A 14,288-nucleotide genomic window follows, 5' to 3' on the forward strand; every position below is an offset into this window, starting at 1 on the left:
GGGCCCAAAAGGGCTATCGCGGGGCAATCCTTCCCTCAGGGATAGTCCCCTTTCGCCGGAAGGGGGGGAGGGCGTAGCCTGGTAGGGCTTATGGAAGGCCCTATTCCCCCCCACAGCCTCGAGGCGGAGCAAAGCGTCTTGGGCTCCATTCTCCTGGACTCCGACGTCATGGACGAGGTGGAAGGCCTCCTCCCCTCCCCCGAGGCCTTCTACGCCGAGGCCCACCGCAAGATCTACGCCGCCATGCAGGCCCTAAGGAGCCAAGGCAGGCCCGTGGACCTGGTGACCCTTTCCGAGGAGCTTTCCCGCAGGGGCCAGCTGGAAGAGGTGGGCGGCACCGCCTACCTCCTCCAGCTCTCCGAAGCCACGCCCACCGCCGCCTACGCCGAGCACTACGCCCGCATCGTGGCGGAGAAGTGGACCTTGAGGCGGCTCATCCAGGCGGCGGGGGAGGCCATGCGCCTGGCCTACGAGGAGGCCGGGAGCCTGGACGAGATCCTGGACACCGCCGGGAAGAAGATCCTGGAGGTGGCCCTCACCAAGACCGACACCGAGGCCAGGCCCATGCGGGAGCTGGTCCACGAGACCTTTGAGCACATTGAGGCCCTCTTCCAGAACAAGGGGGAGGTGGCCGGGGTCCGCACCGGCTTCAAGGAGCTGGACCAGCTCATCGGCACCCTGGGCCCAGGCTCGTTAAACATCATCGCCGCCCGCCCCGCCATGGGCAAGACCGCCTTCGCCCTCACCATCGCCCAGAACGCCGCCCTGAAGGAGGGGGTGGGGGTGGGCATCTACTCCCTGGAGATGCCCGCCGCCCAGCTCACCCTGCGCATGATGTGCTCCGAGGCCCGCATTGACATGAACCGGGTCCGCCTGGGCCAGCTCACCGACCGGGACTTCTCCCGCCTGGTGGACGTGGCAAGCCGCCTCTCCGAAGCGCCCATCTACATTGACGACACCCCCGACCTTACCCTGATGGAGGTCCGGGCCCGGGCCCGCAGGCTGGTGAGCCAGAACCAGGTGGGGCTGATCATCATAGACTACCTCCAGCTCATGTCCGGACCCGGGAGCGGGAAGTCGGGAGAAAACCGCCAGCAGGAGATCGCCGCCATCTCCCGCGGTCTCAAAGCCCTGGCCCGGGAGCTAGGCATCCCCATCATCGCCCTAAGCCAGCTCTCCCGGGCGGTGGAGGCCAGGCCCAACAAGCGCCCCATGCTCTCGGACCTCCGGGAGTCGGGCAGCATTGAGCAGGACGCCGACCTGGTCATGTTCATCTACCGGGACGAGTACTACAACCCCCACTCGGAGAAGGCGGGCATCGCCGAGATCATCGTGGGCAAGCAGAGAAACGGCCCCACGGGCACGGTGGAGCTTCAGTTCCACGCCAGCCACGTCCGCTTCAACGACCTGGCCCGGGACGCCTAGGGGGAAAGGAGGGCCTTGGCCCCCTCCTTAAGGGCCTCCCCCACGTCCCGGTGGCCCAGGAGAAGGCCGCGGGCGAGGGCCTCCAGGTAGCTCTCCTCCACCAGGGCCACCTCTATGGCCAGGATCTTTTCAAAGGCCTCCACGGCGCTGAAGACCTCGAGGCCCCGCAGGGCGCTCCGCAGGTGCTCCAGGGAAAGCTCCTGCACCAGGCCCATGGCGGGGACCATGGCCCTAGGCCCGATGCCCAGCCTGGCGTGCACCAGCCCGATGCGCCTCCGCCTTTCGGCGTAGGCCCGGTCGTAGGTGCCCGAGAAGAGCTCCCGGTACCAGGCGGCGAAGGTGCCGTAAAGCCTCTCCACCCGCCCCGGCACGGCGTGGAGGATGCTGGAAAGCTCCTCGTCCCGCCCCAGGTAGTCGTAGAAAGCCAGGGCTACCTCGGGAGCGATGGGGGCCATGACCTCCCCCAGCTCCTTCAGAATGGCGGCATGGGTCTGGGTAAAGCCTGTGCGCCGCTTGAGGAGGTCCAGGAGCTCACCGGGGTCCACGGGACAAATGTACCTTGCCCGTCCCCCCAGCGTCTAGGGCCCAGAGGCTACTCGGTGCTCACCCCCTGGTCCACCTGCTGGCTCACGGGCTCCACCATGCGGAAGTGCCGGACGGGGTCTTCCAGAAGCCTCTCCAGCCGGACCGCCTTCTCCTCCCGCCTGTTCTCCCTAAGGACCCGGATGTAGGCGCCAAGAAGCTCCCGCACGTCCTCCACCCCCCGGGCGTCCAGGGGCTTCACGGCCACCTTGGCCCCCTTGGCCAGGCGGCGGCGCATGGCCTCCTCCGTGAGGCCCATCTCCGGCCAGTGGCGCAAATAGACCCGCCCCCCGGTCATCCCCGAGCAGATCCAGGGCCCGGGGTCCCCCAGGACCAGGGCCCGGCCCCGGGTCATGTACTCAAAGGCGAAGCCCTTGGCCTGGGCCCGGGCCGCCAGGTTGCCCAGCTCGTCCCGCAAGGGGCGCTCGGGCTCCCCGCCCAGGACCACATCGGCCCCGGAGAGCCGGATGCAGAAGCGGCTGTCCGCCACCCCCTCCACGATCAGAAGCCCGCCGATGGCCCCGTAGGCGAAGCTCTTGCCCACCGAGCCGTCCACGTAGGCCCCGTAGGGGTTCCTGCCCTTTAAGACGGCCACCGTGCCGCCGAAGGCGCTCTTGGCCACGCCGTCCTGGGCCCCGCCCTCCACCACCACCTTCATCCCCTCCACGTTGAAAGCGGCGAGGCCGTTCCCGGCCACGCTCCCGGCGTCAAAGCGGAGCTCCACCTCGGCGTCAAACCCCTTGCCGTAAAGCCTCCTGCGGGCGATCTCCCCCGCCAGATGGGCCCCGAGCGCCCGGTCCGTGGAGTCCACGGGACCCTCCTGGAAGACCATGCGCTTGCTCCCCTCCCCGTAGGCGGCCATGACCACCTCGGTGATGGTGCGGGTGAGCTGGTTCAGGGGCTTCCTCAGGACGTGGGCCGAGGTGTCCTTGAGCCACTCGGGCTCCTCCACGGGGAGGAAGAAGTAGCTGAGGTCCAGCTCCTCCAGGTGGTCCCGCTGGTAAAGGAGGTCCACCCGGCCCCTCAGCTCCTGGAGGGAACGCGCCCCCAGGGCGGCCACCAGCTCCCTCAGGGCCTCGGCCTTGGCCTCAAAGAAGCGGGTGAGCTGCTCCACGGCCCGCTCCAGGTCCTGGGGGACGAAGCGCTTCAGGCCGTGGGCCAGGGCCTCCTCCACGGTCTCTATCTGGGTGGTGATGCCCACGTGGCAGGTGTCCAGCTGGCAGCCGCGGCAGATGGTACAGCCGATGGCCACCATGGCCATGGTGGCCATGCCCACCCGGTCCGCCCCCAGGAGGACCATGCGCAGGACATCGTAGGCGGTCTTGAGGCCCCCGTCGGCCCAGATCTCCACCCGGTCGCGAAGCCCCGCCCGCACCAGGGCCCGGTGGGCCCGGCGCACCCCCAGCTCCACGGGAAGGCCGGCGTATTTGAGGGCGTGGAGCCGGGCCGCCCCCGTCCCCCCCTCAAAGCCGGAGAGAGTGATGACGTCGGCCCCCGCCTTGGCGATGCCCACGGCGATGGTGCCGATGCCGGGGATCACCGGCACCTTCACCGAGACCAGGGCCTTGGGGTTCACCGTCTTCAGCTCCTCAATGAGCTGGGCCAGGTCCTCAATGGAGTAGAGGTCGTGGTTGTTGGAGGGGCTGATGAGGTCCACCCCGGGCACGGCGTTGCGGGCGGCCGCCACCTTGGGGGAGACCTTCTTGCCCGGCAGGTGCCCGCCCTCCCCGGGCTTGGCCCCCTGGCCGATCTTGATCTCTATGACGCTGGCGGAGTTCAGCATGTAGGCGTGGACGCCAAAGCGGCCCGAGGCCACCTGCTGCCCCCGCCAGTGGGTGTACTTGCCCAGCATGTCGGGGATCTCACCGCCCTCGCCGTTCATGCAGAGCATGTTGAGGCGCTTGGCCGCCTCGGCGTAGGCCCGGAAGGCCGCCTCCCCCTGGGAACCGAAGCTCATGGCGCTGATGACGAAGGGCAGGGAGTGCCCCTTCACGGAAAGGTCCACCTCCTCCGGGGCCACCTCGCTCCTTTCGGGAAAGCGCACCTCCAGAAGCTGCCTGGCGGCCACCGGGCTTTCCCGCTCCAGGGAGCGGACCTTCTCCTGGAAGTGGCTGTAGGGGGCCTGGCCCGTGGCCACCTCCTGGGCCGCCTTGTAGATCCTGGGGTTGAAGCGGAAGTCCTTGGCCGGGGGCACCTTCTCCGCCCGGAAGAAGCCTTCCCGCTCCAGGAGGGTCCTCTCCAGCTCCAAGAAGCCGTACCCTCCGTCCCGGGAGCCCAGGAAGTTGCGGGTGCCGAAGACCTCGGCCAGCTCCGGCTTCAGACCCAGGGAGCTGAAGATTTTGCCGTAGCCCCGGAGCTCGTGGATGCCCATGGTGGAGATGACCTTCTCCAGGCCCTTCCTGAGGGCCTCGAGGGCGTTCGCCACCCCTTTCCTCCCCTCGAGGGCCCGGGCCTTCTCCTCCAGAAGCCAAGGAGCCACGGCCTCGGCCCCCAGGCCCAGGAGGAAGGCCACGTCGTGGAGGTTCCGCACCCCGCCGGAGTGGACCAAAAGCGAGGTCTTGCGCCTTAAGGCCACCCCGTCCGGCCCCCGCCTCATGAGGGCCCGGTTCACCGCGGCCACCGCCAGGCCGATGTCAATCCACACCCCGCCCTGGAAGGCCTCCCGGTCGGAGAGGATGAGGACCTCGGCCCCCGCCTCCACCGCCCGCACCGCCTCCTCCTCCAGGCGCTTAAGGCCCACCAAGAGCCCCTCCTCCACGGTGAACTGGGGGACAAGGGTGGCGGTCTGGAAGCGGGCCTTGACCTCCTCGAGGGTCAGGGTGCCAAAAGCCTCGGCCAGGGCCTGGTCGCTCTCCAGGACGATGGGGATGAGGAGCTCCTCCACCCTTCCCCCACCCCGGCCGTTGGGCAGGGGGCGGCGGCCCAAGAGGGTGCGGGTGGAGAAGTGCTCAATCTCCCGCTCCCGGTCAATGGCGGGGTTGGTCACCACCGCCACGGTCTCCTTGAAGAACTCGGAGAGGTTGGGCTTCTCCGGGTTCAGGGCGGCCAGGGGGCCGTCGTAGCCCAGGGAGCCGATGGGCTCGTTCCCGGTCTTGGCCAGGGCCTCCAGGTAGGCCCCGTCCCAGCGGTCCCAGCCGTAGGCCCGCTCCACGCCCAAAGGCGGCGGGGCGGGCTTCTCCTCCACCTGGGCCTCGCTCCCCCCGGCCACGGGGGGCGGGGCCTGGCGCAAAGGCCCCTGGAGGTGGACCCGGTACCCCTCCACCCGGGTCCTGGCGGCAAGGCGCTCCAGCACCAGGCGCTGGTAGCGGTCAAAGGGGAGGACCTTGGCCCCCTCCTCCGTGAGGCGCAGGTAGACCTTCTCCCCCGGGGCCAGGGGCTTGGGCTCGGAGACGAACTCCTCGGCGCTGAAGACCCCCCTTTCCGAGGAGAAGACCACCTCGTAAGGGGTCTCAAACTGCCAGAGGGGCCTCAAGCCCATGGCGTCGGTGGCGAAGACGGCCTCGTCCTGGTGGCGGCTCACGATGGCGGCCGGACCCTGGGCCAGGGGGCCGAAGCGCTGGCGGAGGGCCATGTAGAGGTCCTGCAGCTCCTCGGGCAGGCCCCTCACCTCGCCCAGGATGGGGGGGAAGACCAGGTCCATGGCCTCGGGCAGGGTGAGGCCATAGCGGTAGATGAGGCCCTCCAGCATGCGGTTCAGGTCCTGGGAATCCGAGCCCCCGGTGCGGGGGATGCCCAGGAAGTCCAGCTCCCGCCTGAGGCGCTCAATGGTGTTGATCTCGCCGTTGTGGCCCAGAAGGCCAAAGGGCTGGACCTGCTCAAAGGTGGAGAGGGTGTTGGTGGAGTAGCGGTTGTGGCCCAGGGCGATGGCGCTCTTGAACTCGGGCCGGGAGAGCTCGGGGTAGTAGCGCTTGAGGAGCTCCGCCGCTCCCCGCACCTTGTAGACCACGCTGTAGGTGGAGAGGGAGACCACGTGGACGGGGAACTGGGCCTCGAGGCGAAGCCCAAGCTCCCACAAAGGCGCATCCCCGTCCGGGGAAAGCCCCGCCACCTGGAGGAAAAGGGGCTCCGTGCGCCGCCCCACGGGGCCCAGGACCTCGCTCACCACCTCGCCCCTCTGGAAGTGGATGGGGCGCACGCCAAGCCGCTGGCCCTCCCGTTTAAGGAGGTCCCAGAACTCGGGAAGCCGTCCCTCCTCCCCCTTGGGCACGAAGAAGTGCCCCACGAAGAAGCGGGGGTTGAAGGCGAGCCTCGGGTCGTACCCCGCCCGCTCCAGGAAGCCCGCCCATAGCTCCCGGGGGATGTCGGTCTGGATTCCCGTTCCGTCCCCCTCGCCGCGGATGGCCCCCGCGCGGTGGGCCATACGGTAGAGGCTTTCCAGGGTGCGCCGCACGATGCGGTGGGAGGGCTTGCCGCTCTTTTCCGCCATGGCGATGATGCCGCAGGCGTCCTGGCCTAGGGGGATATCCGGGTAGGCTTCCTTCCAGGTCATCTTCGGGCTCCTTTGGGCAAGGGGATTGGGGTGGGCAAAGATATGCGCGTCGTTCCCAGGATTATACACGGTGGGCCCAGGGGGGTCAACCACGGGCCTTCCAAGACGGGGACACGCCTTGGGGCCCCCGACGTGGCTCCGGCCACGTCGGGGCTCTCAAGGCCCCTGGACCCTGTGGAAGGCGTTTAGGAAGAGGGGGAGAGCCAACGCCCTTTCCTCCTGCTCCCGCAGGGCCGCCTCAAAGCCCTCAGGGTCCATGAGGAGGTGGGGAAGGCGCAAAAACCCCAGGTAGTACTCCCCTGCCTGGCCCGGGTAGGCCAGCCTGGTCTTTTCCTCGGGGAAGAGGAGGGCCTCAAAGGCCTCGGGCGAGGCCAGGTAGGGGGCGGCGGGGGCCCTCTTCAGGAAGTCCCGAAGCCTTAAGGGGTTGGTCCAGAAGCCGTAGCGCAGGCGCTGGTCCAGGCCCTCTAGGGCCCGCCAGTCCCCCTTTCTGGCTAGCTCCATCCTCAGGAGGCGCAGGCGGGCGTACTGGGAAAGGGAAAGGACCTCCCGGGAAAGCCCCAGGGCCACGAGGAGCCTCGAGGCCATCACGTAGTCCTGGTACTCCCGGTAAGGGTCCACCCCCTAAGGATGCCAAAGCCCCCGGGGTAGGATGGTGCCATGGACCGCAAGGCCTGGGTCATGCGAGCGGTGGAGGCTCTCCGCTATGCCACCTTCAAGGACATAGAGCGCTACCTGGAGGACGAAGGCGAGCCCTTCTCCAGAAAGGAGCTTCTGGACACCCTTAGGGCCCTGGTGGAGGAGGGCAGACTGGAGGAGAAGGAGGGCACCTACCGCCTGGCTCCCAAAAAGGGGAGCGGCGAGGCCTTCAACAAGCTCTTCGGCGACTAAGTGCCCGCACTTGGGTTTCGCAACATGGGGTGCCCAAGTCGGGACTTTTTTGGGGCCCCCACCGCGGCTTTCGCCGCGGTGGGGTACTTAAGCGTCTAGCGGGAGTAGTTGGGCGCCTCCTTGACCACCACCACGTCGTGGGGGTGGCTCTCAATGAGCCCCGCCATGGTCATGCGCACGAAGCGGGCCTTCTTGCGGAAGGTCTCTATGTCGGGGGCCCCCACGTAGCCCATGGCGCTCCTCAAGCCCCCCACGATCTGGTAGAGGACGTCGGCCACCGGTCCCTTATAGGGCACCATGCCCTCAATGCCCTCGGGGACCAGCTTCTTGGCCTCGGTCTCCCCGCCTTTGCCGGGATCCTGGAAGTAGCGGTCGGCGGAGCCCTGCTTCATGGCCCCCAACGAGCCCATGCCCCGGTAGAGCTTGTACCGCCTGCCGTCCTTTAAGACCTCCTCCCCAGGGGCCTCGTCGGTGCCCGCCAGCATGCTCCCCAGCATCACCGCGTGGGCCCCGGCGGCGATGGCCTTGGCCACGTCCCCGGTGTACTTGACGCCCCCGTCGGCGATGATGGGCACGTCCAGCCCCTCCACCCCGGCCACGGCCTCGAGGATGGCCGAGATCTGGGGCACGCCCACCCCCGTCACCACCCGGGTGGTGCAGATGGAGCCGGGACCGATGCCCACCTTCACGGCGTCCGCCCCCCGCTCGGCCAAAGCCCTCGCCCCCTCCCGGGTGGCCACGTTCCCGGCGATGACCTCCACCTTATCCCCGAAGGTCTCCTTCAGGTAGGCCAGGGCCTCCAGGATCCCCTTGGAGTGCCCGTGGGCCGAGTCCAGGACCAGCACGTCCACCCCAGCCTCCACCAGGGCCTGGGCCCGCTCAGGGAGGTCCCGGCTCGCCCCCACCGCCGCCCCCACCAAAAGCCGGCCCATAGGGTCCTTAGCGGCATTGGGGTACTGCTTGCGCTTGACGATGTCCTTGAGGGTGAGAAGACCCCTGAGCCGCCCAGCCTCGTCCACCAGGGGAAGCTTCTCCACCTTGTGCCGCCTCAGGATCTCCTCGGCCTCCTCCAGGGTGGTGCCGGGCGGGGCGGTGACCAGGCGCTCCAGCGGGGTCATCACCTCGCTGACGGGGCGCTTCAGGTCCCGCTCAAAGCGGAGGTCCCGGTTGGTGACCAGGCCCAAAAGCTTCCCGTAAAGGTCCACCACGGGAAGGCCGCCGATGCGGTACTCCCGCATGAGGCGCTCGGCGTCCTCGAGGGTGGCCGTGGGGGGCAGGGTGACGGGGTCCTGGATCATGCCCGCCTCGGAGCGCTTCACCTTGCGCACCATGGACGCCTGGGTCTCTATGGAGAGGTTCTTGTGGATGACCCCAAGCCCCCCCTCCCGGGCCATGGCGATGGCCATGTCGGCCTCGGTCACCGTGTCCATGGCGGCGGAGAGGATGGGGATGTTGAGCCAAAGCCGCCGGGTGAGCCGGGTCCTGACCGAGACCTCCTTGGGCAGGACCTCCGAGTAGCCGGGCAGGAGGAGCACATCGTCAAAGGTGAGGCCCTCGTAGAGGATCTTCCCCTCGTACATGTTCCTTAGCCTACCCGCTTCCCCGGGCCAAGGTCCAGGGGGACCCCCTGCGCCCACCCTAGGGGACCTCAGCTCACCTCTCCTCCTCTTGCTGGGAGATCTCCGCGAGGGCAAGCCGCTGGGCCTGCCCTTCCTCTTCCGAGGCGGCCGCGCCCTCTTCCAGCCACCTCCTTTGAAAGCCACCTTCCGGTCAGAAGTTTTGCGAAAAGGCGCAGGAATTAGGAGAGAACCAGGGGCCGGGTGGCCTCCAGGTGAAGCACCACCGGGGGCTCTACCCTCACCCCGTTCTCCTCAAGGAGCTCCGGCACCATTACCGCGAGCTTGGAAAGAAGCTCCTCCAGGGTGGGAGCTTCCGTAGCAAGGCCGGGCACGTCCTGGCTTTCCGCTACCCACACCCCAGCTTCCCCGTCCCAAAAGGCCCCTATCTTGAGGACCCGCATATCCGTAGGATACCGCACGAGCACGGATAGAATGGGAATATGGAGGACGCTGAGGCGTGGCGTAGGTGCAACGCCTGGAGGTACGTTCTAGAGGCCCTAGAGGAGATAGCCCCGGAAGCCCTGGAGGACCTGGCCCGCCTGGTGCCGGTCTACCGGGAAGCCGCCCCCCACATGGACCGCCCCGGTTGGTACATCCACGACTGGGAAAGCCTGGGAAAGGCCTTGGAAGCCCTAACGGGCGTGCCCGGCTATGAAGAGTCCCTGGCAAAGCTAAGGGACTTTCGGGAAGCCCTTCTCGCCTGGGGGCGTAGGTGGAACCTGGTCCACCCCGAGCCCTTGAGCTGGGCCATACAGCACTTTCCGATATGGGCTAAAGCCCCCGAAGTAGCGGGGAAGGCAATTAAGTACCCCACCGCGGCTTTCGCCGCGGTGGGGGCCCCAGAAAAGCCCTTCCACAGCCCAGACTTGGGCACCCTATGTTGCGAAACCAAAGTGCGGGCACTTAGCTCGGCCTGAACGTCTACCGCCACCTCCTGGAGGAGGAGCGCCGGGGGTATGTGTTGGACCTGGAAGACCTCCTCTTTCCCGGCCCTCGGGCCATTTCGTGAACCGATAGACCAGTTGATAAACCGGCTAAAGGGATTCCCCCCACGCTACCGTGGGGGGAAGTATTGTGTCCTGGAGCTGGTGGGCGGCGTAGGACTTGAACCTACGACCTCTCGCGTGTGAGGCGAGCGCTCTTCCGCTGAGCTAGCCGCCCCCGGCCTTTAGAAGGGTAGCACGGGGCGAGGAGAACTGTCAAGCAAGGTTCCTGACCGAGTTCTGACAGAAGGGTGGCTAGACTGAGGGCGTGGCCACGGTGCTGGTGGTGGAGGACGAGCCCGCGGTGCGCCTGGGGGTGCGCCTGGCGCTGGAGCGGGCGGGCCACAGGGTCCTGGAGGCGGAAAGCGCCGAGGCCGCCTGGCCCCTCCTGAAGGAGGCCGAGGCCGTGGTCCTGGACTGGATGCTCCCCGGCGAGCCCGGCACCAAGCTCCTGGAGAGGATGCGCCAGGGGCCCTACCCTTCTTTGCCCGTCCTCATGCTCACCGCCCGGGCCGAGGTACGGGACCGGGTGGAGGGCCTCTCCCGGGGGGCCGACGACTACCTGGCGAAGCCCTTCGCCACCGAGGAGCTCCTGGCCCGCCTCGAGGCCCTCCTCCGCCGGGCAGGCAAGCGCAAGGTCCTCAGGCGAGGCCCCCTCCTCCTGGACCTAGAGCGGATGGAGGCCACCCTGGAGGACAGGCCCCTTTCCCTAAGCCGCCGGGAGTTTGAGCTTTTAGCCTTCCTGGCGGAGCGCCCGGGAAGGGTCTACACCCGGGAGGAGCTTCTGGAGGCCATCTGGGGCCCGGACTACCTGGGCACCCCCAGGACCGTGGACCAGCACATCCTGCAGCTACGGGAAAAGCTCGGGGAAGACCCCAAGGCCCCCCGCTTTCTGGAGACGGTGCGGGGCGTGGGCTACCGCTTCAAGGAGGGGGCGTGAGCCTTCTGGAAGAGGCCTGGGAAGAGGCCCTGGAGGGCTTTGTGGCCCACCGGGAAAGGCAGGTGGTCTACCTGAACCCCAAGGCGGCCCAGCTTCTTGGCGTCAACCGGGAGAAGGTGCTGGGCCGACCCCTGATCCTGGCCCTCCGGGACCACCGCCTCGAGGCCCTGGCCCTCCACGGGGGGGAGAGGCTTCTGGAGGTCCGGGACCACCTCCTTCTGGTCCGGGCGCTTCCGGGGCGGCTTTACCTCCTGGACCAGACCGAAGCCCAAAGGCGCCTCAAGGACCTGGAGGAGGCGGCGGTGACCCTGGCCCACGAGCTCCGCACCCCCCTCGCGGGCATGGGGCCCCTCCTCGAGGCCCTCACCCCCAGGACCAGGCAGGAAAAGGAGGTCCTGGACCTCCTCAAGGCCGAGGTGGCCCGGCTTGCCCGCCTGGTGGAGGGCCTCTCCCCCATCCGGCCCGGCCCTCGGCGCCCCGTGGCCCTGGAGGAGGTCTGGTCCCGTCTGGAAAAGCTCCTGGCCGAAAGGCTAAAGGGAAGGCGGGTGGAGGTCCACCTCCCTCACACCCTCTCCACCGACCCGGAGGCCCTCCTCCAGATCCTCCTCAACCTCCTGGACAACGCCCTCAAGTACGGCCAAGACCCCATCCGCCTCCTCTCCCGTCTGGAGGAGGACCGCCTCCACCTGGAGGTGCGGGACCGGGGGGAGGCCCTTCCCGAGTACGAGCCCCTCTTTCTGCCGGGAAGGCGGGGGAGCCACCTGGAGCCGGGCCAGGGGCTAGGCCTCCACCTGGTGCGCCGCCTGGCCCGGGCCCTGGGCGGGGAGGCCTACGCCAGAAGGGAGGGGGAGGAGAACGTTTTCGGCGTCAGCCTGCCCGTAGACTGAGAAAGGGAGGCGGTATGCGCGAAGCTTTGGACAAGGCTCTGAACCAGCTCATTGAAGAAAGCCTCAGGATGCTCTCCCTGGTGCGGGAGATGACCCAGAAGGCCACCGAGGCCCTGGTGGAGGGCGACCGGGCCAAAGCCCAGGAGGTCATCGGCAAGGACCAGGAGGTGGACGCCCTGGAGCTCAAGATTGAGAACGAGGCCATCACCCTCATCGCCCGGCACCAGCCCGTGGCCTCGGACCTCCGGCTCATCTTCACCGTCATCAAGGCCCTGACCGACCTGGAGCGCTCCGGGGACTACGCCATGCACGTGGCCGAGGACGCCTTCGTCCTGGCCCAGGAGCCCCCCCTCAAGCGCTACGTGACCCTGCCGGAGATGGGCCGGAGGCTTTTGGAGATGATGGACACCCTGGCCAAGGCGGTGGCGGAGCGCGACCCGGAGCTGGCCCGCCAGGTCCTCTCCATGGACGACCAGGTGGACGCCCTTTACGAGGAGGTCAGCCGGGAGCTCCTCACCTACATGATGGAAGACCCCCGCACCATCACCAAGGCCCTGACCCTGATGCGGGTGGCCCGAAGCTACGAGCGGCTTGGGGACCACCTGGAAAACATCGCCGAAAGGGTCATCTACTGGCTCACCGGGGAGGTGTACAAGGCCCCGGAAGACGTCTACTGAACGGGCCAAGGTCACCCCGGAAAAGGGCCAGGAGGAAGCGGTTCTGGCCCAGGCGGAGGGTTGGCCTGGGCCCGACCGCTCCCTGTTCCTGGGGCTACACGCCCTGATCCGGTCTGAGGTCCCAGGACTCACCCTGAGGCTGTGGTACGGGATGCCCGCCTACACCCACCAGGGCAAGGCCCTCTGCTTCTTCCAGCCCGCCCACGAGTGCAAGACCCGCTACGCCATCCTGGGCTTTAGCGACCAGGCCCGCCTGGACCAGGGAAACCCTTGGCCCGTGGCCTTCGCCCTCACCCAGCTCACCCCCGCCGAGGAGTCCCGGGTGCGGGAGCTTCCGCACAAGGCCCTGGGCCGGTAGGCTACTCGGCCTCCACCTCTTCCGCCGCCTGGCGGCGGCCCGCCTTCCACTCCAGGCCCGCCCAGATGAAGTCCATGAGGTCCCCGTCTAGGACGTTCTGGGGGTCAAAGCGCATGAGGCCCGTGCGGTGGTCCTTCACGTACTGCTTGTCCAGGACGTAACTGCGGATCTGGCTCCCCCACTCAATGGGCCGCACCTCACCCCGAAGCTTCTGAAGCTCCTCCTGCTTCTTCTTCCACTCCAGCTCAAAAAGCCGGGAGCGGAGGACCTTCAGGGCCAGCTCTTTGTTTTTGATCTGGCTTCTCGTGGTCTGGCAGGTGACGGTGATGCCCGTGGGCAGGTGGACGATGCGCACCGCCGAGTCCGTGGTGTTGACCCCCTGCCCCCCGTGCCCCTGGGAGCGGAAAACGTCTATGCGCAGGTCCTCGGGCCGGATCACCACCTCCACGGTGTCGTCCACCTCGGGCATGACCTCTACCCCGGCGAAGGAGGTGTGGCGGCGCCCCGAGGCGTCAAAGGGCGAGGGGCGCACCAGGCGGTGAACCCCGGCCTCGGCCGAGAGGAGGCCGTAGGCGTTTTCCCCCTTGACCAAAATCTGGGCGTAGTCCACCCCCGCCTCCGCCCCGGGCCGCAGGTCCACCACCTCCACCTCAAAGCCCTGCCTCTCGGCGAAGCGGGTGTACATGCGAAGGAGCATCTCCGCCCAGTCGCAGGCCTCGGTGCCCCCAGCCCCGGGCTGGATGGTGAGGATGGCGTTCTTCTCGGCGTGGGGGAAGTTGAGAAGGGTCTCGTGGTAAAGGGCCTCCAGCTTCTTGGCCGCCTCCAAAAGCTCGGGCTTCAAGGCCTCCCGCTCCTCGGCGGGGAGCTCCTCCCAGAGCTCCATCAGGCCCTCCAGGTCCCCTTCCAGGGAGCGGAAGGTCTCCACGGTGCGCCTCAGGCGGGCCGCCTCCTGGCTCACCCGCCTCGCCTCCTCCGGGTTCTGCCAGAGGGTGGGGTCTTCCAGCCGCTTTTCCAGTTCCTTTAGCCGGGCCTCTTTGCCGGGGATGTCAAAGATACCCCCGGAGACTGGCCAGGCGCTCGTTGAGAAGCTCCAGGTCCATACCCTTACCAGTATAGGGGCTGGGCCCGCCCGGGGCAAGGACCCTTGCGCGCATTAAACTCAAGTGTTATGAGAGGCTGTCGTAAAAGGGTGGTATCCTTGAAGGGTGACCCTTAGACGATGTTACCCCAGCGACCTAACCGACGAGGAGTGGGCCCTCCTGGAGCCCCTCATTCCCGCCCCCAAGCCCGGCGGCCGGCCCGCCAAGGTGTCCAGAAGAGAGATCATGAACGCCATCCTTTACGTCCTGAAGAACGGCATCCCCTGGCGAGCCATGCCCCATGACCTGCCCCACTGGTCCACCGTCTACCACTACTTTCGCCAGTGGCAGAAGGAGGGGG

General features: G+C 67.8%; 14 protein-coding genes and 1 tRNA gene. 8 read left to right on the top strand and 7 right to left on the bottom strand.

From position 1 onward, the window contains the following. The first annotated feature begins 90 nt into the window (after positions 1–90). Positions 91–1,425: a replicative DNA helicase gene (dnaB, locus tag BVI061214_RS01675; RefSeq protein ID WP_053767038.1), complete on the top strand. Its 1,335-nt coding sequence runs from the start codon at positions 91–93 to the stop codon at positions 1,423–1,425. Here the strand turns inward: dnaB and BVI061214_RS01680 are convergent. The 3 genes from BVI061214_RS01680 to BVI061214_RS01690 form a co-directional block, all read right to left on the bottom strand. Next, positions 1,422–1,970 (bottom strand): protoglobin domain-containing protein, encoded by a 549-nt coding sequence (locus BVI061214_RS01680; protein WP_003049426.1) that lies wholly within the window; start codon positions 1,968–1,970, stop codon positions 1,422–1,424. The genes dnaB and BVI061214_RS01680 overlap by 4 nt on opposite strands. A 47-nt stretch (positions 1,971–2,017) precedes the next feature. Continuing rightward, entirely contained in the window at positions 2,018–6,496 is a 4,479-nt protein-coding gene (locus BVI061214_RS01685) for a glutamate synthase-related protein (RefSeq protein ID WP_053767039.1), read from the bottom strand. A gap of 156 nt (positions 6,497–6,652) precedes the next feature. Next, positions 6,653–7,114: a hypothetical protein gene (locus tag BVI061214_RS01690; protein ID WP_053767040.1), complete on the bottom strand. Its 462-nt coding sequence runs from the start codon at positions 7,112–7,114 to the stop codon at positions 6,653–6,655. A 39-nt stretch (positions 7,115–7,153) separates the two neighbouring features. On the opposite strand from BVI061214_RS01690, the gene BVI061214_RS01695 reads away from it, so the two are divergent. Next, the gene (locus tag BVI061214_RS01695) at positions 7,154–7,384 is read left to right on the top strand and encodes a hypothetical protein (RefSeq protein ID WP_003049434.1); all 231 of its coding nucleotides are present in this window, start codon (positions 7,154–7,156) and stop codon (positions 7,382–7,384) included. A gap of 95 nt (positions 7,385–7,479) precedes the next feature. Here the strand turns inward: BVI061214_RS01695 and guaB are convergent, their stop codons facing one another. Together guaB and BVI061214_RS01705 are read right to left on the bottom strand one after the other, a co-directional pair. Further along, positions 7,480–8,964, bottom strand: coding sequence for an IMP dehydrogenase (gene guaB / locus BVI061214_RS01700; RefSeq protein WP_053767041.1), 1,485 nt, complete (start codon positions 8,962–8,964; stop codon positions 7,480–7,482). Positions 8,965–9,182: 218 nt separating this feature from the next. Then, positions 9,183–9,404, bottom strand: a complete 222-nt coding sequence (locus BVI061214_RS01705; RefSeq protein WP_053767042.1) for a DUF1902 domain-containing protein — start codon at positions 9,402–9,404, stop codon at positions 9,183–9,185. Between the two features lie 39 nt (positions 9,405–9,443). Between BVI061214_RS01705 and BVI061214_RS01710 the strand changes: the two genes are divergently transcribed. Continuing rightward, entirely contained in the window at positions 9,444–9,920 is a 477-nt protein-coding gene (locus BVI061214_RS01710) for a hypothetical protein (protein ID WP_248841702.1), read from the top strand. Between the two features lie 169 nt (positions 9,921–10,089). Here the strand turns inward: BVI061214_RS01710 and BVI061214_RS01715 are convergent. Further along, positions 10,090–10,164 (bottom strand) — tRNA-Val (locus tag BVI061214_RS01715). Between the two features lie 90 nt (positions 10,165–10,254). Here BVI061214_RS01715 and BVI061214_RS01720 point away from each other — a divergent pair. The 4 genes from BVI061214_RS01720 (at position 10,255) to BVI061214_RS01735 (ending at position 12,848) form a co-directional block, all read left to right on the top strand. Beyond that, a complete protein-coding gene (locus BVI061214_RS01720) occupies positions 10,255–10,926 on the top strand; it encodes a response regulator transcription factor (RefSeq protein WP_053767043.1) in 672 nt (223 codons plus the stop codon). Beyond that, the gene (locus tag BVI061214_RS01725; protein ID WP_053767044.1) at positions 10,923–11,813 is read left to right on the top strand and encodes a sensor histidine kinase; all 891 of its coding nucleotides are present in this window, start codon (positions 10,923–10,925) and stop codon (positions 11,811–11,813) included. The genes BVI061214_RS01720 and BVI061214_RS01725 overlap by 4 nt, the downstream gene beginning before the upstream one ends. A gap of 14 nt (positions 11,814–11,827) precedes the next feature. Further along, positions 11,828–12,490, top strand: a complete 663-nt coding sequence (phoU, locus tag BVI061214_RS01730; RefSeq protein WP_003049446.1) for a phosphate signaling complex protein PhoU — start codon at positions 11,828–11,830, stop codon at positions 12,488–12,490. A gap of 151 nt (positions 12,491–12,641) precedes the next feature. Continuing rightward, a complete protein-coding gene (locus BVI061214_RS01735) occupies positions 12,642–12,848 on the top strand; it encodes a hypothetical protein (protein ID WP_003049449.1) in 207 nt (68 codons plus the stop codon). Position 12,849: 1 nt separating this feature from the next. Here the strand turns inward: BVI061214_RS01735 and prfB are convergent. Then, positions 12,850–13,948, bottom strand: a protein-coding gene (prfB, locus tag BVI061214_RS01740) for a peptide chain release factor 2 (protein ID WP_156303202.1) whose coding sequence is annotated in 2 segments (ribosomal slippage) — positions 12,850–13,896 and positions 13,898–13,948 — 1,098 coding nt in all. Because the reading frame shifts where the segments join, the coding sequence is not laid out codon by codon here. 105 nt (positions 13,949–14,053) lie between these two features. Here prfB and BVI061214_RS01745 point away from each other — a divergent pair. Beyond that, on the top strand, positions 14,054–14,288 hold a 235-nt coding region (locus BVI061214_RS01745; protein WP_156303274.1), incomplete at its 3' end, for a transposase.

The sequence above is a fragment of the Thermus aquaticus genome (assembly GCF_001280255.1).
In the GTDB taxonomy this organism is placed as follows: Bacteria; Deinococcota; Deinococci; order Deinococcales; family Thermaceae; genus Thermus; species Thermus aquaticus.

Coding starts and splice junctions, on each gene's coding strand:
- phoU (WP_003049446.1), top strand. CDS start 11,828: ATGCGCGAAGCTTTGGACAAGGCTCTGAACCAGCTCATTGAAGAAAGC.
- BVI061214_RS01710 (WP_248841702.1), top strand. CDS start 9,444: ATGGAGGACGCTGAGGCGTGGCGTAGGTGCAACGCCTGGAGGTACGTT.
- guaB (WP_053767041.1), bottom strand. CDS start 8,964: ATGTACGAGGGGAAGATCCTCTACGAGGGCCTCACCTTTGACGATGTG.
- dnaB (WP_053767038.1), top strand. CDS start 91: ATGGAAGGCCCTATTCCCCCCCACAGCCTCGAGGCGGAGCAAAGCGTC.
- BVI061214_RS01695 (WP_003049434.1), top strand. CDS start 7,154: ATGGACCGCAAGGCCTGGGTCATGCGAGCGGTGGAGGCTCTCCGCTAT.
- BVI061214_RS01705 (WP_053767042.1), bottom strand. CDS start 9,404: ATGCGGGTCCTCAAGATAGGGGCCTTTTGGGACGGGGAAGCTGGGGTG.
- BVI061214_RS01685 (WP_053767039.1), bottom strand. CDS start 6,496: ATGACCTGGAAGGAAGCCTACCCGGATATCCCCCTAGGCCAGGACGCC.
- BVI061214_RS01735 (WP_003049449.1), top strand. CDS start 12,642: ATGCCCGCCTACACCCACCAGGGCAAGGCCCTCTGCTTCTTCCAGCCC.